Genomic DNA, 18,057 nt, shown 5'->3' with positions numbered 1-18,057 from the left:
GGCTACCTGAGGGCGGACCACAGCTCCAGGGCCTCGACGCTCATCATGGCTTTGAAATCGTCGAACCGCTGCCGGATCTCCGCCTCGGTCAAGGCCTGCACCCGCTCGGTGCCGAAGCCCTCCACGTTGAACGACGCCATAACCGAGCCCACGGCCATCGCCCGGCGCAACTCGGTGGCCGACAGCTCCCCGGCCTGGCCCGCCAGGTAGCCGAAGAACCCGCCGGCAAAGCTGTCGCCCGCCCCGGTCGGGTCGAGGACGGTCTCCAGCGGGTAGCCGGGCATCCCGAAGAACCCCTCGTCCGAGAACAGCGCCGCCCCATACTCCCCACGCTTGACCACGACGAAGCGCGGCCCTACTTCCCGCAGGCGGGCGGCGGCGCGCACCGTGTTCGGTTCGCCGGTGAGGGCCCGGACCTCGGAATCGTTGAGCAGCAACGCATCCACCCGGCTCGCCACCTCCAGCAGCTCGTCGCGTTGGGTATCGATCCAGAGCTTCATGGAGTCCAGGCCCACGAGGCCCGCTCCCGACTCGGCCCGCACCGCCGCCTGCAGGCCGGGGTGGATGTTGCCCAGGAACAGCGTCCCCGCCTCCCGGCTGCCCGGCGACAGCTTGGGGGAGAAATCGGCGAAGACGTTGAGGTCGGTGGCCAGCGTGTCGACCGTGTTCAGGTCGTCGCCGTAGACGCCCTCCCAGAAGAACGTCTTGCCCGGCACCCGCTCGAGGTCGTCGAGGTTGACACCCCGGGCGGTCAGGACGGCGATGTGCTCGTCGCCGAAGTCGTCGCCGACGACGCCCACCAGGCGCACGGGGGCGAAAAAGCTGGCAGCCAGCGAGAAGTGGGTCGCCGAGCCGCCCAGCATCCGCTCCCGGGAGCCGAAGGGGGTGGTGACGGCGTCAAAGGCGACGGAGCCGACGACGGTGAGGGCCATGAGGGCTGCATGTTGCCACAGACATGAACCGCCGGGATACGGGTAGATCACCTAAAGCTAACTGAAAGGAGAGGAACCATGGCACAGCAAGCACCACTTACCGTTGACGAGATCGTGGCCCGGAAGCAGGACATCATCAACAAGATCCCCGCCACCCTGCCGCCCAACGAGAAGGAAACCATGCGCAAGCACATCGAGGACTCGTTGGCGGCTCTGAAGAATGGCGACCACGCCGGCATCCAGAGCGGCATCCAGGGCGTGCTGGACGTGGCCAAGCGCAACCCGCACGCGGGCGACGCGCCCGGCCAGGCGAGCACGGGAGGAGGCCCGCACAACATGATGTCGCAGGCCTGGATGTCGTGCGGTGACAGCTGCTACCACCATCTGTCCGACGGCAACGCCGCGGCCTACGGGGTGTGCTACTGGGGCTGCGTGATCTTCAGCTGAGCTTCTTGGCCCGGCTGGGCGCCACGCGCGGGGGCTCGTCGGGCATTTTCGGGTAGACCGGGGGCCACGGGGCGTCGTGCAGCCCGTTGGCCCGGTCGCGCTCCGAGAGGACCAGCAGCGGCTCGAGAGACTGCCGCCCCATACCCGCCCACGGGTTCCCGTCGCGCGCCACGCGTCGCGTCACCACCGGCATCGTGAAACGGTCGGGGTGGAAGGCCTCGTCCAACTCGGCCCAGTGGAACGGCGTGGACACCTGGGCACCCGGCCGGGCCCGGACGCACCACGCCCCGAACACCGTCTTGTGGGGCGCGTTCTGGTTGAAATCGATGAACACCCGGGTGCCCCGCTCCTCCTTCCACCAGGCACAGGTCACCAGGTCGCCCCGTCGGCGCTCCAGCTCCCGGGCAAGGGCGACGGCGGCGGCGCGCACCTCGATGCCGGTCCAGCGGGGCTCGAGGCGCAGGTAGATGTGGATGCCGCGATTGCCGGTGGTCTTCGGCCAGCCGGTGAGGCCGAGCTCCTCCAGGAAGTCCCGCACCACCAGCGCCGCCTCCCGCACCATGGCGAAGGTCACGCCCGGGCCCGGGTCCAGATCGATGCGCAGCTCGTCGGCGTGCTGCTGGTCGGCAGCCATGCTGGGCCACACGTGGAAGCCCAGGCAGCCCAGGTTTACCGCCCAGATGACGTGGGCGAGGTCGGCGGCCACCAGGGCGTCCGACGTGGTTCCGTTCGGGGTGCTCACCACGGCGGTCTGGAGCCAGTCGGGCCGGGTGGCGGGAACCCGTTTCTGGAAGAAGGAGGGCCCGCCCGCCCCCTGGGGGAAGCGCTGGAGCAGCACCGGCCGGCCGCCCATGGCCGCCAGGATGGGCTCCCGTACCGACCGGTAGTACTCGACGAGATCGAGCTTGGTCTCGCCGCGCTCGGCGAAATACACCTTGCCCGGATTCGAGATGGTGACGTCGTGCCCGTCGAGGTCCAGGGTCACGTCCGCCGCGGCGTCATTCACGGCGTAGGTGTACTACGGTCCGCCTCGCTCTGCTCCGCCATCGCTACATCCCGAAGGGTCAAACTGCGCCCGGACCTACTTGTGGGGACATTTTTCCGTCAAAAAGACGGCATAAAGTCCCCAGAACCGCTGCCAGAGTGAACTGCTCCTGCGGTGGAGGTGGGATTCGAACCCACGGAGCCCGTAAAGGCTCACGCGCTTTCGAGGCGCGCCCGGTCGGCCGCTTCGGTACTCCACCTCTGCCATTATCGCAACCTGGGGCCCGCCCGGAGCAGAGGGGCGCCTCCCGGCTGGGGCTGCCTCACAGAAGCTCCACCTGCCCCCGCTTCGCCCGGAAGAACTCGGTCAGCAGCTCGGCGCAGGCCTCCGCCGCCACGCCCGTGGTGAGCGCGCACTCGTGGTTGAGGCGGGGGTCCTGGACGATGTTGTAGGTGGAGTAGGCCGCCCCCGACCGCTCGTCGGCGGCCCCGTACACCAGGCGGCCCAGCCGGGCGGCCACCATGGCGCCGGCGCACATCGGGCACGGTTCCAGCGTGACGTACAGCGTGATGTCGTTCAGCCGCCAGCGGCCCAGGGCGTCGGCGGCGGCCCGGAGGGCCAGGATCTCGGCGTGGGCGGTGGGGTCCCCCCGCAGCTCTCGCTCGTTGTGCGCCGAGGCGACGACCTCTCCGGAGGCCACTGCCACGGCCACAGCCCCGACGGGCACGTCGTCGTGTCCCACCGCCCGGCGCGCCTCAGCCAAGGCCAGATCCATGTACCGGAGATCGTCGGCGGATGGGAGGAGGTTCACTGCGCGCCCTGAGGGATTCGAACCCCCGACCTTGTGGTCCGTAGCCACACGCTCTAATCCACTGAGCTAAGGGCGCTCGCTCCCGAGGGTAGCACCAAAGCCTTACAGGCCCATCCGGCGGAGCGACCTCCCGACCGCCCGCCGCACGACCCTGCGTTCCATGCGCCGGGCGATCGGCACCACCGATCCCCGCCGCGCCGAGCGCTGGACCGCCTCGATGTCGCCCAGGATGCGCGCGGTCCGGTAGAGGCTCCGCCGGGCCCTTCCGAGCGAATACGGATGGCGACGACTCATGGCGCGGAGGCAGCGCGATTCGAACGCGCGAGGGGCTTGCGCCCCAACGGGATTAGCAATCCCGCGCCATAGACCTGACTAGGCGATGCCTCCACCCTGGATTGTACGACCCCGGACCGATCCCGCTTCCCGCGCCCTAGAGGGTTCAAGGGTTGCGGGCGCTGTGCGTGGATGCGGCGGCGTCCAGGCCGCCGGCTCGCGCCGCCGTGGTAGGTGACGATCGTGGCTGACCGCCTTCGGCCGATTGAGTACGCCAGCGACGGCCGTGCCGCGCTGGTCGGTCTACTGCCACGTCAACCTGACCAAATTGGGCGTCTGGTAATGGACCGAGAGAGTCTGTGAGTGCTCAGGCCCCTATAGCACCCCTAAACACTCACAGTATCCACAGCGATGCTTCGGACGGCGGGGCAGGCCGATGTAGCGGGGGGCCGGAGGGGGGGGCAAGGCACGACCAGTGCGCGGAGGGCCGGGGATTCGAACCCCGATGACCTCTCGGTCGGCGACTTTCAAGGCCGCTGCGATGCCGTTACGCGAGCCCTCCGGGGTCGAGTCTACCGGGGGCGCACCCCCAACCCCGCCTACTCGACGGACACGTAGATCGACCCGTCCTCCACGGTCACCGGGTACCGCTTCTGCGCCTTGCGGGCCGGACCCCTGACCACCTCGCCGGTACGGGCGTCGAACACCGAGTTGTGCCACGGGCACTCCAGGTGGCAGCCGTCCTTCAGCCGGTTGTCGCCCAGCGGCCCGCCGGCGTGCGAGCAGGCGTTCTCCAGGGCGATGATCTCGCCGCCGCAGTTCGCCAGCGCCAGCTCGGTCGTGTCGACCCGCACCTTCAACACCCAGCCGGGGGGGACGTCGGTCACCGAGGCGGCCCGGACCAGCGAGCCCGACCCCACCCCGGCGCTCATGCTCCCACCACCGCAGGGACGCGCAGGTCGATCACGGGCAGGTCCGGCCCGGGGAGCATCGGTTCCGGGCCGGGCTCCCACCGGCCCCGGAACACCGCCTCGATCTGGGCCTGGTAGGCCTCGATCCCCAGCCGGGCGACAGTGTCGCTCAGGGTCTCGCCCCGCTCCCGCAGCGCCTCCCAGATGCCGGCGATGGCGCTGACGATGGCCGGGACGTCGCGGTGCGACACCCGCCCGACGGCCGAGCCGAAGGTCCCGGTGCGCAGGTCGCCGCCCAGCCATACCTGGTAACCGATCACCGAGCTCCCCCCGATGGTCACCTTGCCGCCCGAGAAGCCGAGGTCGGCGGTCTGGTGCTGGGCGCAGGCGTTGGGGCAGCCCGAGATGTGCACCCGGAGACCCGAGTTGCGGGCCAGCGCCGGGTGGTCCAGGAGGTCGAAGCCGAGGCGCTGCGAGGGGGTCAGCGCCAGGCTGCACACCGGCCCGCCGGTGCACGAGCGGACGTCCCGGGCCTGGTCGGTTCCCTCCAGGCCCATGCCCAGCCGCTCGACGATCTCCCGGACCACCGGCACCTCTTCGATGCGCACGTGGCGGAACAGGATGTTCTGGTTGCGGGTGATGTGGAGCTCCTCGTCGGCATAGCTGTCCGCCACCCGCGCCAGCTCCCGCAGGTCGGCGGAATCGATGTCGCCCAGGGGGACGTTGACAGTCACCATCGCCCAGCCCGGGGTCCGCTGCGGCCGCACGCCGCTGCCCCAACCCCCCTCCGGCGCCCGGCTGAAGATCGAGGCCAGGGACGACGACAGCGGCGTCGAGACGGGGTGGGGCTCCGGCCACTTCTCGGTCAGGCGTCGGGCAAGGGCGGCGAGGAACAGCTCCACCACCGCCTCGGCCCCCAGCTTGCGGATGAGGAACTTGAGCCGGCCCTTGCGCGGGTCGTCGAAGTCGCTGTGCTCGATGAAGACGTCGAACAGGGCGTTCGCGGCGGCCAGCACCTGGCGGCGGGGGAGGAAGTCGATCGCCTTGACCGACAGCGTGGGGTTCGTCTTCCCGAGCGACCCCCCGATCCACACCTCGTAGCCCAGCTCGGGCCCCGAGCCCTGGTCAGGCCCGATCACCGAGACGAACGACAGATCGTTGATCAGAGCATGCTCCCGGCAGGCCGGGCAGCCCCCGAAGGCCACATTGATCCGCTGCGGCATCTGGGTGTCCAGGAGGGGGGTCCGGGCGATGATCGAGTCGGCGGTCGCCCGGGCGTCCGGGTAGCAGTCGAATGGCTCCTCCAGCCCGACGCCCGCCTCCGGGCACGACAGCACCCCCCGCATGGTGTGGCCGCACGTGGACTGGTTGGAGAGGCCCATGCGCCGGATCCGCTCCAGCGACGGCGGCACCAGGCGGGCGGGGACGTGGTGCAGCTCGGCCTGCTGGCGGGTGGTCAGGTGGACCCAGCCCCCGCTCACGTCGTCGGCCAGGTCGGCCAGCGCACGGGCGGCGTCGGAATCGACGATCCCGCTGGTGCGGATGCGGACCATGAACACCCCAGCCTGGCCCTGGGGGCACACGCCGTGCATCTTGAGGGCGTAGCGCTCCTCCCCGGTCATCCAGGCGTCGCCCTCGGCGGCGAGCCGGTCCAGGTCGACCGGGAGGCCGGCCCGCTTGGCGGCAGGGATATCGGGCGGCATCAGCCCAGCTCCCCGTCCGGCGGCGTGACCGAAAGGCAAGGCCGGACCTCGCGCACCTGGCGCAGCGTCTTGAACTGGCACTGCGAGTGCCAGTCGCCGGTAGACGGGTGGTACAGCTTGACGAAGGCCTTGTGGGCGCCGCACCAGCCGAAGCCCAGCCCTCCCGGATCCCGGGAGAACTGGGGGCAGTCCCGGCAGTCCCGGGAGGGGACCGACCGGGCCTCCAGCACCTCCTCCAGGGTCAGGCGGTCGTCGAGCGATGCAAAGTCGGGCATGGCCTTTTTCCTCAAGTCGTACGGGGTTAGTGGCCGTCCCACGAGACGGCCTCGATGTGGTGCAGCACATCCCGGGGGATGTCGCCCACCGGGTCGCCCACCTTGGCCTCCCAGAAGCCCGGGGTGAACGAGTCGACGACGGTGAGCCGGCTGACCCATTTCACGCCTTTGTAAGCCCACTTGGTGGGCGGCGGGACGAAACGGAGGGGGCCACCGTGCTCGGCGGTGAGCTCGGCCCCGTCCACCGCCCAGGCCAGGAGGCTGCGCCGGGCCCGGCTGAGGGCGAAGCAGCTGGCGTAGAGGCCGCCGACGGCGGTCGCCATGACGAAGCGGCCCTCGGGCAGCGGGTGGGCGGCGTTGATCAGCCGGCCGGCCGGGATGCCTTCCCAGGAGCACCCCAGGCGGGTCCAGCCCCACACGCAGTGCAGGTCCCAGGTCCGGCGCTCGGGGACCATGGCGTGCACCGCCTCCATCGACCAGGTCAAAGGCTCCGCCACCAAGCCGTCGACCACCACGTCCCAGGTCCCGGTGGGGATCTCGGGCTCCAGGTGGAGCACCGGGAAGTCGGTGGTGGCCCGCTGGACGCGGTCGCCCCGGCGGAGGTCGACGGCGGGATCAGCAAGGAGGCGAGGCATGCCTCCATCTTGGAAGCGGCGTGTTACGCGGCCGTTGAAGGCGGATTACGATCCTGCGTCGGTCTGATGAACAACAGGTTTCTCAGCCGATCCGCTCTCTCCCCAGGTACGGCTGCAGGGCGGCGGGCACCTGGACGGTCCCGTCCTCGCTCTGGTGGTTCTCCAGGATGGCCACGATGGCCCGACCCATGGCCAGGGCGGTCCCGTTGAGGGTGTGCACCAAGTCGGTGCCCGACTCCCCGGCCCGTTTGGCCCGGGTGGCCAGGCGGCGGGCCTGGTAGTCGATGTCGTTGGAGCACGAGGTCACCTCCAGCCAGCGCTCCGACCCGGGCAGCCATGCCTCGATGTCGAACTTCCGATAGTTGGGGTCGGCCAGGTCGCCGGCGCAGATCTCCAGCACCCGGTAGGGGATCTCGAGGGCCTGGAAGATGCCCTCCTCGTAGCTCAGCAGGCGCAGGTGCTCGTCGTTGGAGTCCTCCGGCAGGCAGAACGAGAACATCTCCGCCTTGTCGAACTGGTGGACCCGGATGATGCCCCGGGTGTCCTTGCCGTAGGTCCCCGCCTCCCGGCGGAAGCAGGTGGAGAAGCCGACGTAGCGCCGGGGCAGCGTCTCGGCCGCCAGGATCTCGCGCAGGTGCATCGAGGCGATGGGCACCTCGGCGGTCCCGGCCAGGTAGAGATCGTCGTCGGCGCAGCGGTAGACCTGGGCCTCGTCGGTGGGGAAGAAGCCGGTGCCGTACATGGCCTCGCTGCGCACCAGCACGGGGGGCAGGACCGGGACGAAGCCCTCAGCCATCAGCCGGTCCATCGCCAGGCGCACCAGGGCGAACTCCAGGAGGGCCCCGGCGCCCAGGAGGAAGGCGAAGCGGGAGCCCGACACCTTGGCCGCCCGCTCGACGTCGATGATGCCCAGCGCCTCCCCGATGTCGAGGTGGTCCTTGGCGGGGAACGGGAGCTCCTTCGGTTCAGCGAAGGTGCGCACCAGCCGGTTGGCGTCGTCGCCGGAGCCCTCGGGGGCTTCCGGGTGCACGAGGTTGGGGACCCCGATGAGGGCCTGGTCCAAAGCTGTCTTGACCTCGCCGAGCTCGGCCTCCAGTCCCTTCAAACGCTCGGACAGCTCCCGCATGGCGGCGATGGCGGCCGCCTTGTCCTCGCCCGTGGCCTCGGCGATGCGCTTGCCGGCCGAGTTCTGCTCGGCTCGGGCGGTCTCGACCTCCGCCAGCAGCCGCCGGTGGCGGGCGTCCAGGTCGATGAGGGGGTCGAGGTCCACCTTTGACCCGCGGCGGCGCAGCGAGGCGCGCACCAGGTCAGGGTCGGCCCGAAGCAGCTTGAGGTCGATCAAAGGCGGGCGGGGGAGCGCTACTCGGGCTTGGGTGGTACCGGGGCAGCCGGCTTCGGCCCGGAGGCCAGGCTCGGGACCGGGGTCGGGCCGGACGCCGCCTTCTTCAGCCCGGTGTCCATGATCGACTGGCCGGAGAACAGCGCCCCCTGGCTGACCACCAGGGACCGGCTGGTGAGGTTGCCCTCCACCCGGGCGGTGCTGGTGAGCTCCATCGTCCCGGTCACCACCGCGTTGCCCTTGAACCGGCCGCCCAGCGTGGCATTGGTGGCCTTGATGTCGGCGGCGACCTCGGCCTCGGGGGCGATGATCACGTCCCCGTCGGCGGTGATCGTGCCGGTGACGGAGCCCTCGATGCGCAGGGACGCCGCCGAGATCAGGTTGCCCTCCAGCCGGGCGCCGTTGCCGATGACGGTGACGGTCTGCTCCGCCGAGCGGGGGGAAGCCGAGCGGAGTTCGGAGATCGGCTCGGGTCGCTGGCTCACGTTGGCCTCCTTCGTCTGCTTGGGTGGAGCCCCGGTGGATGTGGTGCCGGTGGATGTGGTGCCGGTGGGTGGAGCCCCAGGTGTTGGGGTCCTGGCCACCTCGTCCGCCGGCTCTCGTTCCTGGCCGTTCTCGGGGTTCTGCGGTCCCAAGAGCCTGCGGATCATGGCCTACCTCCTCGCCCCTTTGGCGGCGCTGGCCTTGACCCGGTGGCGCCGCTTCCCGCTGAGCGCTTCTGCGATGGCCTTCTGCTCTTCGGGAGAAAGTCCCATCTCGGACTCACCCTCCTCGACGATCTTGGCATACGCGCGGGCCTCCGTGCGCCCGCTGATGGCGGACAGCACCAAGCCGGTGCCGTGGTCGTCCACCAGGGCGGCGGAGAAGGAGAGCCGGCCCCCCATGTCCTCGAAGGCGTCGTAGCGCACCACGGACACGTTGCGCACGGTCATCTTCAGGGCCGAGGTCAGCTCGTTCTGGCGATCGACCAGCTTGGTCAGGGCCTCCTCGAAGACCTTGAGCTCCCGCCCGTAGGTGGCCACTGCGTCCAGCATGGTGCGGCCGTCCGAGGTGGCCTGCAGGATGGCGTACGCCCGCCGGGTCTGCGCCAACTTTTTGTGCGCAGAAGCCGCCACGATCAATGCGACCGCAGCGAGGGCCGCAGACGCGGCGATCAGAAGAAGCGTGTCCTGATTCATGGCGGGGTGCGTTGCCCTTACGATACTTCACTCGGGAATTCCGGCGCCGGAGCCGGCCCACCCGGCGCAGCCCGGTAGGCTGGCTACCTATGGACGATGTGGCGCTGCGCGCCCTCCTCGAACGGTGTGCGGGCGGGACCCTGAGCATCGATGAAGTCATCCGGGAACTGCGTTACCTGCCCTACGCCGACCTCGGCTTCGCCCGGGTCGACCACCATCGGGAGCTGCGCCTCGGCCTGCCCGAGGCGGTGTACGGACCGGGCAAGGCCCCCGAGCACGTGGCGGCCATCGTCGCCGCCCTCCTGGACGTCAACACCGGCGCCATCCTGGTCACCCGGGCGTCGGCCGAACAGTACCGGGCCGTGCTTGACGTCGCCCCGGAGGCCGAGCTGTTGTCGCCGGCGTCCCTGATCGTGGCCCGGAGGGCTCTGGTGCCCGAGGAGGGGCCGATGCTCGCGGTGGTCTCGGCGGGGACCGCCGACCTGCCGGTGGCCGAGGAGGCGGCGTGTACCGCCGAGGCCCTCGGCCTGGCGGTGGAGCGGCTGTACGACGTCGGCGTCGCCGGATTGCACCGGCTCCTGGCGGGCCGGGCGGTCCTGGACCGGGCGGCGGTGGTGATCGTCGTGGCCGGAATGGACGGGGCCCTCGCCAGCGTGGTGGGCGGGCTGGTGGCGGCGCCGGTGGTCGCCGTGCCCACTTCGGTGGGCTACGGGGCGGGGGCGGGCGGGATCGCCCCGCTCCTCACGATGCTGAACGCCTGTGCCCCCGGCGTGGTGGCGGTCAACATCGACAACGGGTTCGGGGCGGCGGTGTTCGCCACCCTGGTGCTGCGCCGGGCGGCCGTCGACCGGGTGGCCGCCGACCGGGCGGCCCCGGAGCGGGCTGGCGTTGGGCGCGCCGCAGCGAGTGGAGGTCTCCGGTGATCGCCTACCTCGACTGCTTCTCCGGCGCCTCGGGCGACATGATCCTCGGCGCCCTGCTGGACGCCGGCGCCCCGCTGGACGCCATCGAGGAGCAACTCTCGTGCCTCGGCATCCCCTTCGAGCTCACCATCAACACGGTGCACCGGTGCGGCATCCGGGCGTGCAAGGTGGATGTCTCGGCCCCCGAGGGCACCTGGTCGGTCATGCGCACCTACGCCGACGCCCTCCGCCTGGTGCAGGACACCGGCCTCCGCCCCGACATCGCCGCCCGGGCCGCCTCGACTCTCGGCCGCCTGGCCCGGGCCGAGGCCCTCGTGCACGGGGTCCCGATTCACAACGTGCACTTCCACGAGCTGGACGGGGTGGACACCATCGTGGATGTGGTGGGGGCCGCCGCCGGCTTCGCCGCCCTGGGCACCACCGTCGTCATCTCGTCCCCGGTGGCCTCGGGCACCGGCATGGTGCCCTCCCGCCACGGCCCGCTCCCGCTGCCCGCCCCGGCGGTGCTGGAGCTGCTGGACGGCCGGGCGCTCTACGGCCGGGACGTGGAGGCCGAGCTGGTCACCCCCACCGGCGCGGCGATCGTCGCCGAGTTCGCCAATTCCTTCGGGAAGCTGCCGGCCATGACGGTTTCCGGCTGGGGCTACGGCGCCGGGAGCCGGGAGCTGGAGATCCCCAACGTCCTGCGCCTGGTGCTGGGCGAGCCGCTGGACGCGCCGGGCCCAAGCCCCGGGGCGCCCGAAGGCACCGAGAACCTCCTGGTGGAGGCCACCATCGACGACATGAATCCCGAGTTCTACCCCTTTGTCCTGGAGCGCCTGGCGTCGGCGGGAGCGGTGGACGGATGGGTCACCCCGGTGATCGGCAAGGGGGGCCGCCCCGCCCAGGTCATCTCGGTGCTGGTCCCGCCACCCGCCGAGGCGGCCGTGCGCGACGTGCTGATCGCCGAGACCTCCACCCTGGGCGTGCGCGTGGGCGCTGTCCGGCGCTGGATGCTGCCCCGCCGGTGGGTGTCGGTAGCGATTGGCGGCCACGAGGTACGGGTGAAGGTGGGCATGCGGGGCGACACCCCGGTGAACGTGGCGCCCGAGTACGCCGACTGTGCCGCCGCCGCCACCGCCCTCGGGCGCCCGGTGAAGGAGATCTACCGGGAGGCGCTCAGCGCCGCGGCATCGTCGCTGTGAGCACCACGGGACCGGCATCCCCGGCCTGCCCACATCCCGGACCGGAGATCTACTTGATCAGGCCGTAGACCTCCCAGCTGGAGCGGGAGGCGGGCTTCGGGCGGTGACGGTCCGGGTCCTGAGCCAGGATCCCGTTCAGCTTGGCGAACGCGGCCTCGGCCTGCTCCTCCGACTCCCACACCATGATGCTCAGCCGGCGACGGGCCTCCCGGTCGACCAGCCACACGCCGGTCAGGCCGGGGGCATCGCGCAAGGCGACCAGCACCTCCTCTTCGACGTGCGATATGCCGGCCGCCATGTCCTCGGGCGACTCTTCCTCGAATGAAACAACCCGTCCGAACATCGTCCCGCCCTCCTCGTTGGGTTGAGGCCTGCTGCTAGAAGTCGACGGCCTGGATGCTGTCCCAGAACTCGATCCGGGGCTGGCCCACCACGCCGGCCCGGCCCATGGCCTCCCGCAGCGAAGGGTCGGCGAGGAACGCCTGGGCCGCCTCGAGGCTGGGGTAGCGCATCAGGTTCATCACCGTGCCCGGCTGGTCCGGGTCCCGGAAGAGCTCCTCGGCGGCGCAGCCATGCTCCTTGCGGCTGGCGGCGTGCTCGTCGAAGACGTGCTTCCATGCGTCGTAGTCAGCCACTGCGTGGGTGATCACCAGCGTCGTCATCGCCTCTCCCCTTCCTCTCTGCCATGCTATTATTTTCCTACCGAAAGAAAATATACCAGGAGGGCGGCATGACTGCAAGCGGTCCTGGGGGAGCCCACGAGTTCCTGCATCCCGACGAGTACCGGGCCTGGAACGCCCTGCTGAAGCTGCAGCAGACCTCGCTCCGCGCTCTGGATGCGGCGCTGCGGGTCAGGGCTGGGCTGTCGGTGAGCGAGTTCGACGTGCTGATCACGCTGTACAACGCCCCCGAGTGGCGCCTGGGGATGACCGCCCTGGCCCAGAGTGTGGCGTTCAGCCCCAGCGGCCTGACGCACCTGGTCACCCGGTTGGAGCGCTCCGGCCTGGTGGAGCGGGTGGTAGACCCCGAGGACGGGCGGAAGTTCTATACCGTCCTGACCGGGGCGGGGGACGACTGCCTGCGGGCGGCCCGCCCGGTGCACAACGAGGTGCTCCGGGCGGTGTTGCTGTCCCACCTGGGCGCCGGCGATCGCCGGGCCCTGGCCGAACTCTGGGAGCGGGTCCGGGAGGGCTGAGCCGGGTGCTGGCTCAGGGCACGGGCTCCCAGCGCCAGCCGCCGTTGTCCTCGCAGACGATGGTCTTGCCGTCGCCCGCCACCCCCTGGGCGCCGTGGTCGGTGGTGCGGCAGAACTCGCCCGGCTCGTAGCAGCCGCCGGAGTTCGTCAGGGGCATGCACCCGACGGGGGCGGGGGCGGCTGTGGTGGGCAGCACCAGGGGCGGCGCGGTCGTATGGACTACAGGAGGGGCGGTCGTGTGCACCACCGCTGGCGGCGCCGACGGCACAACCGCCGCCGGAGGGCTTGTGGTCACCGCGTTTGGGGTTGCCGGAGCGGTCAGCGCCGGCGTCGACGTCGCTCCTCCTCCCCTCGAGCCGGTCGCCGTCGTCGCGCATCCCGTGAGGCTGGCGGCCGCCAGGCACCCCACGATCAGCAACATCCGCCGTAGCCGCATGTCCGCCTCCCGTCGCGATGGTTACTATATCTCCCCCAGGTTCGGGAACGATGCCTGCCTGGGTATAGGACCCGTAAGCGCCCGTGCTGAGGGGCGTCCAGGAGGTGGCACACACATGAGCGCGTGGACAAAGTTCCGCAACCGGGCACCGAACACGGTGGCCGTCCGCGAGGACGGCGTCAGCCTGGTCGTTCCCGGGCCTGTCGGCGACCTGACCGCCCTCGACGGCCCGCAGAGCCCGGAGTTCCGGGGGCCCGATGAGCAGCCCCTCGGCGTGGTCGAGGTTCAGGGCATCACCGATACCCCGATCACCTGCTCGCTGTTTGCGATCAGCAACCTGAGCCCGGTCCGGGGCGCCGCCTACCTCGCTCTGTGGTACCTCGCCTCGCATACGTCGGCGCGGGCCATCGAGGTGGGCAGCGTCAACCCGAAGACCCTGGGGCCGCTCCTGGAGCGCCTCGGCATGAGCTGGGTCCCGGGCACCCGGAACATGACCGGCGATACCGCCGCCATCCGCAAGGCGGCCCGGCGCAAGTGCGAGCGCCACAACTGGCAGCTGCGCCCCGCCGAAGGGCTTTAGGCTGGGGCTTTAAGCAGGCCTGAGGCACCGCAGGCAACCTTTCGCCTGCGCACGTATAGCCGCAATGGATGGTCAGCCCGCGTCGAGGATCGGCAGGAGCTCCCGCCACGGTCCCACGGCGTCGCGGTACTGCTTGGCCATCGCCTGCACGATCTGCCCCAGGTGGTTCATGTCGTGCACGACCCAGGTTGCCAGCAGCTGGCCCAACGTCACCGTCCCGAAGGCCGGGTGCACGGCCCGGAGGCCCAGATCGCCCTCCCCGACTCCAGCCTCGAGCATCTCGAGGTTCGACTGCCGGACGCTGGCGAAGCGCCCCAGGATGTCGGCCAGGGACCACCCCGAGAACCTGCGGAAGCCCGCCTCCCGATCCACGGGGCGGAAGGGTCGCTCGGGGTTCCGCTCCAGGAAGACCTGGACCCGGTCCATCCAATCGGTCTCCTCAATGGAGGCCAGGTGGGCAACCACCTGGTAGGGCGACCAGGCTCCTGGGCCTTCGCTCCCCGACAGCCACGCGTCCGGCAGCCCGCTCAGCAGTGCGGGCAGTGCTGCAGGCGTGCGGCGGAGCAGTGACGTGGTGCGCGGCAGCGAGAAGTCCACGGGTGCCTCCTCTCGGAAACGCAGATGATCCTATGGACTACCCGACACCGGCCCGGCCGGCCTGGTTACTTGAAGGTTGCTCAGCTTGTGGACCTGCGAGGCCCGGGTGGAGCGGATCAGCGGCCCACCCCAGCCCGTGGCGGGGGCCCCGCCGACTGCCATGCAGGGAACGGGGCTGGAGCCGGGGCTGCGTGGCAGTGCCTGGGCTGCGGCTTCAGCGCGGGTCCCAGGCGGTCAGCCGGTCGGCGGCGTGGTCGTAGATGAACCCGGCCACGCTCGCCGGATCCTGCGCCCTGAGGCAGGCCCGGATGGCGCTGAGGGTGTCCGCCAGCCGGAGCCCGGTCGGGGCCTCGTCCCCCTGGGCCGCCGGGCAGCCGGTGTGGTGGAGCACGACCACCTCGGCGATCCCGAACAGCTGGTGGAATGAGTCCAGCAGCTGCAGGGTGCTCCGGTCCGCCGCCGCCCCCTCGCAGGTGAGGAAGAGTCCCCAGGGGTCCTCGCGCACGAACATCCGGGCGACGACGCCCAAGTCGAGGTCGGTGCAGGTGAGGAGGACCGACACACCCCGGCGGGTGTCAGGAACCTGCGAGGAATGGCCCGGCATGATGAGTTCATCATATTATCAAGTCATCCACCAGGATTCCCCACGGAGCGGCGCCATACTGCGACCATGACCAACGAAGTCCAGCGCCTGAAGGCCGATCTGTTCCGGGCACTCGCCCACCCCCTGCGGGTGCAGGTGCTCGAGTTGCTGACCGAGGGCGAGCGTCCGGTGGCGGATCTCATCGCCCGCACGGGAGCCGAGGCCTCGCAGCTCTCCCAGCAGCTGGGGGTGCTGCGCCGGGCGGGCGTGCTCGTCTCCCGCCGGGAGGCCTCCAGCGTGTACTACCGGCTCCGGGACCCCCGGACCCTGCACCTGCTGGCCACGGCGAACGAGGTGCTGGCGACCTCGCTTACGCAGAGCCGGGAGCTGCTGGCCGACCTGCAGGCCGGCGACCCGATCCGGGCGGCGAAGCCCCGCCCCCGGGTGCGGGCCGAATAGCGCAGCCCGGGCGTTCAAAGCGGAATTCGTCGCGGGCGCCCGCAGCCCCGGCGTCCCTGTCCGGCGGTACCGATCAGGCAGTCGGCCCGCCCAGCCATCCCCTCCGGCGGAACAGCGTCATGAGGCCGACCACGGCCGCAGCCTCGGACCCGATCCCCAGCACCCAGAAGGTCCACGACGGGGCCAGGAGATGGTTGACCAGCAGCGAGAAATTCTGCCCGAAGAAGCCGGTCAGGAACCCGAGCGGGAGGAACACGGTGGCCATGATGGTCAGCTGCTTCATCACCACGTTGAGGCGGTTGGAGACCGTCGAGATGTGGGTGTCCATGGCGCCGGTGAGCAGGTCCCGGTATGAGTCGACGAGGTCGCTGATGCGGATCAGGTGGTCGTAGAGATCCCGGAAGTAGCGCTCGTCCTCGGGCGTCATCCCCGGCAACCTCGTGACATCCGACAGCAGGCTGGCGAACATGTCCCGCTCGGGCGTGACCACCTTGCGCAGCGATACCAACGTCCGCTTCATGTCGAACAGTTCAGCGAGTTGGGCCTCGGTCGGCAGCCGGAGGATGTCGTCCTCAATCTCATCGATGCGGTCGTCGAGGCCGGAGAGGACGGGGAAAAAGCTGTCCACGAGGAGGTCCACCACGAGGTAGAGGATCGACATCTCGGGCGGCGAGAGGTCCGCTGGCCGGTGGCGCTGCAGGCGGGTCCGCACCCCGTCCAACGGAGAGGCGGGACCGCCGCGGTGCACCGTCACCACCTGCTTGTCCGAGAAGAAGATGTGCACCTCGACGGTCGCTGCCCGGGCATCGGCCTGGGCGCCGTGGACCACGAAGTAGGTGAAGCCGTCGTACTCATCGACTTTTGGACGCTGGCCGAAGTGCACCGCGTCCTCCACCGCCAAGGGGTGGAACCCGAAGTCCTCGGACAGCACCGGGCCTAGCTCGGCGTCTGTGCCCTCGAGGTCCAGCCAGAAGAACTCCCCGCTCTGCAGTTCCTGCCGGATCACCTCCCGGGAGGCGTCGACGGCGCTGCCGTCGCGGTGGGTCAGCGTCCCTTTCACGCCCCCGATTCTGGGTCGTCTGCACGTGGCGATGCCGGATTTGCGACCCCCTGGGGGGCTCCACCCGGCCCGGGGGTGGTTTGCCGGGCGACCTAGCTGTTCATCGCAATGATGCGGCTGCAGAGCCAGGGATCGATCTGATCGATGTAAACGATGTTCGGCCGGGGCCCGGTCTGGGTTTGGATGCCGGTCAGCGCCTTGGCCATTTGACCGTTCGCGGCCCCGGAGAGCAGATGCAGGTCGAACAAGCCCGCCTTGCCGGTGAGCGTCCAGGAAAAAAGAAACAGATAATCCTGCCCGTACCCTCCGTGTGCGGCCAACTTGTTGTGCTGGTCCGCAGTCATGGTCGCGAAATTCTTTACGTTGGTGTAGGAGTCGTACACGCCGAAGCATTCCGTGCGGCCCGGCGGCGTGGCCTGGCCGGTGTCCTCGTTGCCGTAGTCCCAGTACGGGTGGATCCCTTCGGAAGGGTCCATCGGTGCGGGGTCAGGGGAGGCTGCCGGGAACAGGGGAGCAAAGGTTCGGGAACACACGGCCACGACTTTCCCGGTGAGGGCACTGAGGGGCAGCTGAGCGAAATTCGGCGTGGTGGTGGATTTGTAGAGGAGATTGCCCAGCATCGACTTGACCATGGCCACGACGTCCGACTCGCAGTAGTAGGCACGAAATTTGAGGATTACTGTTTCGCTGGAGTTAGCGGTGAGAAAGTCGGACACGTCAGTGAGGATGCTCGACAGAGTCCCCCCGTCGGTATTGCCGTGGTAGGTCTTGAGGTCGCCGGACCTGTACACCCGCAAGTCGAAGTACCGTGACCCGGCTTCGAGCTGGGCTCCGATCGACAGGCTCTGGGTGACGGCCTGCTCGTTGCCTTGGATGTACATCCCGGCGTCGTGGCTTCCGGGCATCGTGATTTCGTTCACCTTGATGCCCAGGTGCGCAGCCTTGAGATTGGTCATCCATATCGAGTTGTCCGGAGCCTTTGCCGGCCGGATGTAGACCGCCAGCGTGTAGGCATCGCTGTCCTCGCCTTGCGTCTGGAACACCTCCAACTGTGCGTTCCCCGGAAACGCTGTGGTGGAGTCACCAGGCTGCTTGTAGGCGTCCGACTGGTTGATCTTGAACTGGTGCGGGGTCTGCTCGCCGTCGAACGTGACGCTGACCGTAAACCAGCACCCGTTGCCGTTCGGGTACTTCGCGATCTCCTCCCGGACGCACAGGGCATTGCCGTCGGCGAGTGCACCGGTGACGTTGTAATCCGGCCGGTTCATCTTGTTCGGGTCCTGCGGGTCGACGCTGTCCCAGTTGTCATTGTCGGCAACGGCCGCGCTCATGGATGCGATGTTGCTCCCACTGAAATTCACCAGGCAAAGGATCGTGTACTCCGTATACATGCAGGGCAACCTCGCTTCCAGACCTGGGGGCTAGGATTAATCGAACGAATAGCTTATATTGCGGACGTGATCCGCACTGCCGCCCCGGGGCACCGGACGCCGCCATGAACCGTTGTTTGTCACAAAACGGATGGTATATGAAGCCGTCCCCTCCAGGCCA

At 69.7% G+C, this 18,057-nt stretch carries 24 protein-coding genes and 4 tRNA genes; 6 read left to right on the top strand and 22 right to left on the bottom strand.

The window, feature by feature from the left end; all coding sequences use genetic code 11:
• Positions 1 to 2 precede the first annotated feature (2 nt).
• Entirely contained in the window at positions 3 to 932 is a 930-nt protein-coding gene (locus tag VFW71_16340) for a PfkB family carbohydrate kinase (protein ID HEU5004328.1), read from the bottom strand.
• 78 nt (positions 933 to 1,010) lie between these two features.
• Here VFW71_16340 and VFW71_16335 point away from each other — a divergent pair, with 78 nt between their 5' ends.
• Complete coding sequence (locus VFW71_16335) at positions 1,011 to 1,379, top strand: hypothetical protein (protein ID HEU5004327.1); 369 nt, start codon at positions 1,011 to 1,013, stop codon at positions 1,377 to 1,379.
• On the opposite strand, the gene ligD is transcribed toward VFW71_16335, so the two are convergent.
• The 14 genes from ligD to VFW71_16265 all read right to left on the bottom strand — a co-directional run bounded on the left by ligD (position 1,372) and on the right by VFW71_16265 (position 9,489).
• Positions 1,372 to 2,385, bottom strand: coding sequence for a non-homologous end-joining DNA ligase (ligD, locus tag VFW71_16330; GenBank protein ID HEU5004326.1), 1,014 nt, complete (start codon positions 2,383 to 2,385; stop codon positions 1,372 to 1,374). The genes VFW71_16335 and ligD overlap by 8 nt on opposite strands.
• Before the next feature lie 151 nt (positions 2,386 to 2,536).
• A tRNA-Ser gene (locus VFW71_16325) sits at positions 2,537 to 2,623 on the bottom strand.
• 63 nt (positions 2,624 to 2,686) lie between these two features.
• A complete protein-coding gene (tadA, locus tag VFW71_16320; GenBank protein HEU5004325.1) occupies positions 2,687 to 3,175 on the bottom strand; it encodes a tRNA adenosine(34) deaminase TadA in 489 nt (162 codons plus the stop codon).
• Between the two features lie 2 nt (positions 3,176 to 3,177).
• A tRNA-Arg gene (locus VFW71_16315) sits at positions 3,178 to 3,251 on the bottom strand.
• A 26-nt stretch (positions 3,252 to 3,277) separates the two neighbouring features.
• On the bottom strand, positions 3,278 to 3,469 hold the full coding sequence (locus VFW71_16310) for a hypothetical protein (GenBank protein ID HEU5004324.1): 192 nt from the start codon (positions 3,467 to 3,469) through the stop codon (positions 3,278 to 3,280).
• A gap of 4 nt (positions 3,470 to 3,473) precedes the next feature.
• Positions 3,474 to 3,562 (bottom strand) — tRNA-Ser (locus tag VFW71_16305).
• A gap of 366 nt (positions 3,563 to 3,928) precedes the next feature.
• A tRNA-Ser gene (locus VFW71_16300) sits at positions 3,929 to 4,010 on the bottom strand.
• Between the two features lie 37 nt (positions 4,011 to 4,047).
• A complete protein-coding gene (locus VFW71_16295; protein HEU5004323.1) occupies positions 4,048 to 4,380 on the bottom strand; it encodes a Rieske (2Fe-2S) protein in 333 nt (110 codons plus the stop codon).
• Entirely contained in the window at positions 4,377 to 6,062 is a 1,686-nt protein-coding gene (locus VFW71_16290; GenBank protein ID HEU5004322.1) for a nitrite/sulfite reductase, read from the bottom strand. The genes VFW71_16295 and VFW71_16290 overlap by 4 nt, the downstream gene beginning before the upstream one ends.
• Positions 6,062 to 6,337, bottom strand: coding sequence for a hypothetical protein (locus tag VFW71_16285; protein ID HEU5004321.1), 276 nt, complete (start codon positions 6,335 to 6,337; stop codon positions 6,062 to 6,064). Before VFW71_16285 ends, VFW71_16290 begins: the two co-directional genes overlap by 1 nt.
• Before the next feature lie 26 nt (positions 6,338 to 6,363).
• Complete coding sequence (locus VFW71_16280) at positions 6,364 to 6,972, bottom strand: molybdopterin-dependent oxidoreductase (GenBank protein HEU5004320.1); 609 nt, start codon at positions 6,970 to 6,972, stop codon at positions 6,364 to 6,366.
• Positions 6,973 to 7,054: 82 nt separating this feature from the next.
• Positions 7,055 to 8,314 carry a serine--tRNA ligase gene (serS, locus tag VFW71_16275; GenBank protein ID HEU5004319.1) on the bottom strand — a complete coding sequence of 420 codons (1,260 nt, stop codon included), beginning with the start codon at positions 8,312 to 8,314 and terminating at the stop codon, positions 7,055 to 7,057.
• 17 nt (positions 8,315 to 8,331) lie between these two features.
• Positions 8,332 to 8,961: a polymer-forming cytoskeletal protein gene (locus VFW71_16270; GenBank protein HEU5004318.1), complete on the bottom strand. Its 630-nt coding sequence runs from the start codon at positions 8,959 to 8,961 to the stop codon at positions 8,332 to 8,334.
• A 3-nt stretch (positions 8,962 to 8,964) separates the two neighbouring features.
• Positions 8,965 to 9,489, bottom strand: a complete 525-nt coding sequence (locus tag VFW71_16265) for a DUF4446 family protein (GenBank protein ID HEU5004317.1) — start codon at positions 9,487 to 9,489, stop codon at positions 8,965 to 8,967.
• Between the two features lie 89 nt (positions 9,490 to 9,578).
• Here VFW71_16265 and larB point away from each other — a divergent pair, with 89 nt between their 5' ends.
• Together larB and larC are read left to right on the top strand one after the other, a co-directional pair.
• On the top strand, positions 9,579 to 10,412 hold the full coding sequence (gene larB / locus VFW71_16260) for a nickel pincer cofactor biosynthesis protein LarB (protein HEU5004316.1): 834 nt from the start codon (positions 9,579 to 9,581) through the stop codon (positions 10,410 to 10,412).
• Positions 10,409 to 11,596, top strand: a complete 1,188-nt coding sequence (gene larC, locus VFW71_16255) for a nickel pincer cofactor biosynthesis protein LarC (GenBank protein HEU5004315.1) — start codon at positions 10,409 to 10,411, stop codon at positions 11,594 to 11,596. Before larB ends, larC begins: the two co-directional genes overlap by 4 nt.
• 49 nt (positions 11,597 to 11,645) lie before the next feature.
• On the opposite strand, the gene VFW71_16250 is transcribed toward larC, so the two are convergent.
• Positions 11,646 to 11,939 carry a hypothetical protein gene (locus VFW71_16250; GenBank protein HEU5004314.1) on the bottom strand — a complete coding sequence of 98 codons (294 nt, stop codon included), beginning with the start codon at positions 11,937 to 11,939 and terminating at the stop codon, positions 11,646 to 11,648.
• 34 nt (positions 11,940 to 11,973) lie between these two features.
• On the bottom strand, positions 11,974 to 12,258 hold the full coding sequence (locus VFW71_16245) for an antibiotic biosynthesis monooxygenase (protein HEU5004313.1): 285 nt from the start codon (positions 12,256 to 12,258) through the stop codon (positions 11,974 to 11,976).
• Between the two features lie 68 nt (positions 12,259 to 12,326).
• On the opposite strand from VFW71_16245, the gene VFW71_16240 reads away from it, so the two are divergent.
• Positions 12,327 to 12,791, top strand: a complete 465-nt coding sequence (locus tag VFW71_16240; GenBank protein HEU5004312.1) for a MarR family transcriptional regulator — start codon at positions 12,327 to 12,329, stop codon at positions 12,789 to 12,791.
• A gap of 13 nt (positions 12,792 to 12,804) precedes the next feature.
• Here VFW71_16240 and VFW71_16235 read toward each other — a convergent pair whose 3' ends face one another.
• Positions 12,805 to 13,227 (bottom strand): hypothetical protein, encoded by a 423-nt coding sequence (locus VFW71_16235; GenBank protein HEU5004311.1) that lies wholly within the window; start codon positions 13,225 to 13,227, stop codon positions 12,805 to 12,807.
• A 115-nt stretch (positions 13,228 to 13,342) separates the two neighbouring features.
• Between VFW71_16235 and VFW71_16230 the strand changes: the two genes are divergently transcribed.
• The gene (locus VFW71_16230) at positions 13,343 to 13,807 is read left to right on the top strand and encodes a hypothetical protein (GenBank protein HEU5004310.1); all 465 of its coding nucleotides are present in this window, start codon (positions 13,343 to 13,345) and stop codon (positions 13,805 to 13,807) included.
• 72 nt (positions 13,808 to 13,879) lie between these two features.
• On the opposite strand, the gene VFW71_16225 is transcribed toward VFW71_16230, so the two are convergent.
• Complete coding sequence (locus VFW71_16225; GenBank protein HEU5004309.1) at positions 13,880 to 14,404, bottom strand: DinB family protein; 525 nt, start codon at positions 14,402 to 14,404, stop codon at positions 13,880 to 13,882.
• Positions 14,405 to 14,618: 214 nt separating this feature from the next.
• On the bottom strand, positions 14,619 to 15,008 hold the full coding sequence (locus tag VFW71_16220; GenBank protein HEU5004308.1) for a hypothetical protein: 390 nt from the start codon (positions 15,006 to 15,008) through the stop codon (positions 14,619 to 14,621).
• Between the two features lie 66 nt (positions 15,009 to 15,074).
• Here VFW71_16220 and VFW71_16215 point away from each other — a divergent pair, with 66 nt between their 5' ends.
• The gene (locus tag VFW71_16215; GenBank protein ID HEU5004307.1) at positions 15,075 to 15,446 is read left to right on the top strand and encodes a metalloregulator ArsR/SmtB family transcription factor; all 372 of its coding nucleotides are present in this window, start codon (positions 15,075 to 15,077) and stop codon (positions 15,444 to 15,446) included.
• A 73-nt stretch (positions 15,447 to 15,519) separates the two neighbouring features.
• Here the strand turns inward: VFW71_16215 and corA are convergent, their stop codons facing one another.
• Together corA and VFW71_16205 are read right to left on the bottom strand one after the other, a co-directional pair.
• Positions 15,520 to 16,506: a magnesium/cobalt transporter CorA gene (corA, locus tag VFW71_16210; GenBank protein HEU5004306.1), complete on the bottom strand. Its 987-nt coding sequence runs from the start codon at positions 16,504 to 16,506 to the stop codon at positions 15,520 to 15,522.
• 92 nt (positions 16,507 to 16,598) lie between these two features.
• Positions 16,599 to 17,897: a phosphatidylinositol-specific phospholipase C domain-containing protein gene (locus VFW71_16205; GenBank protein HEU5004305.1), complete on the bottom strand. Its 1,299-nt coding sequence runs from the start codon at positions 17,895 to 17,897 to the stop codon at positions 16,599 to 16,601.
• Between the last annotated feature and the right edge of the window lie 160 nt (positions 17,898 to 18,057).

The organism is Actinomycetota bacterium, assembly GCA_035765775.1.
Classification (GTDB): domain Bacteria; phylum Actinomycetota; class CADDZG01; order JAHWKV01; family JAOPZY01; genus DASTWV01.
This window is presented reverse-complemented; position numbering and strand designations above follow the sequence as displayed.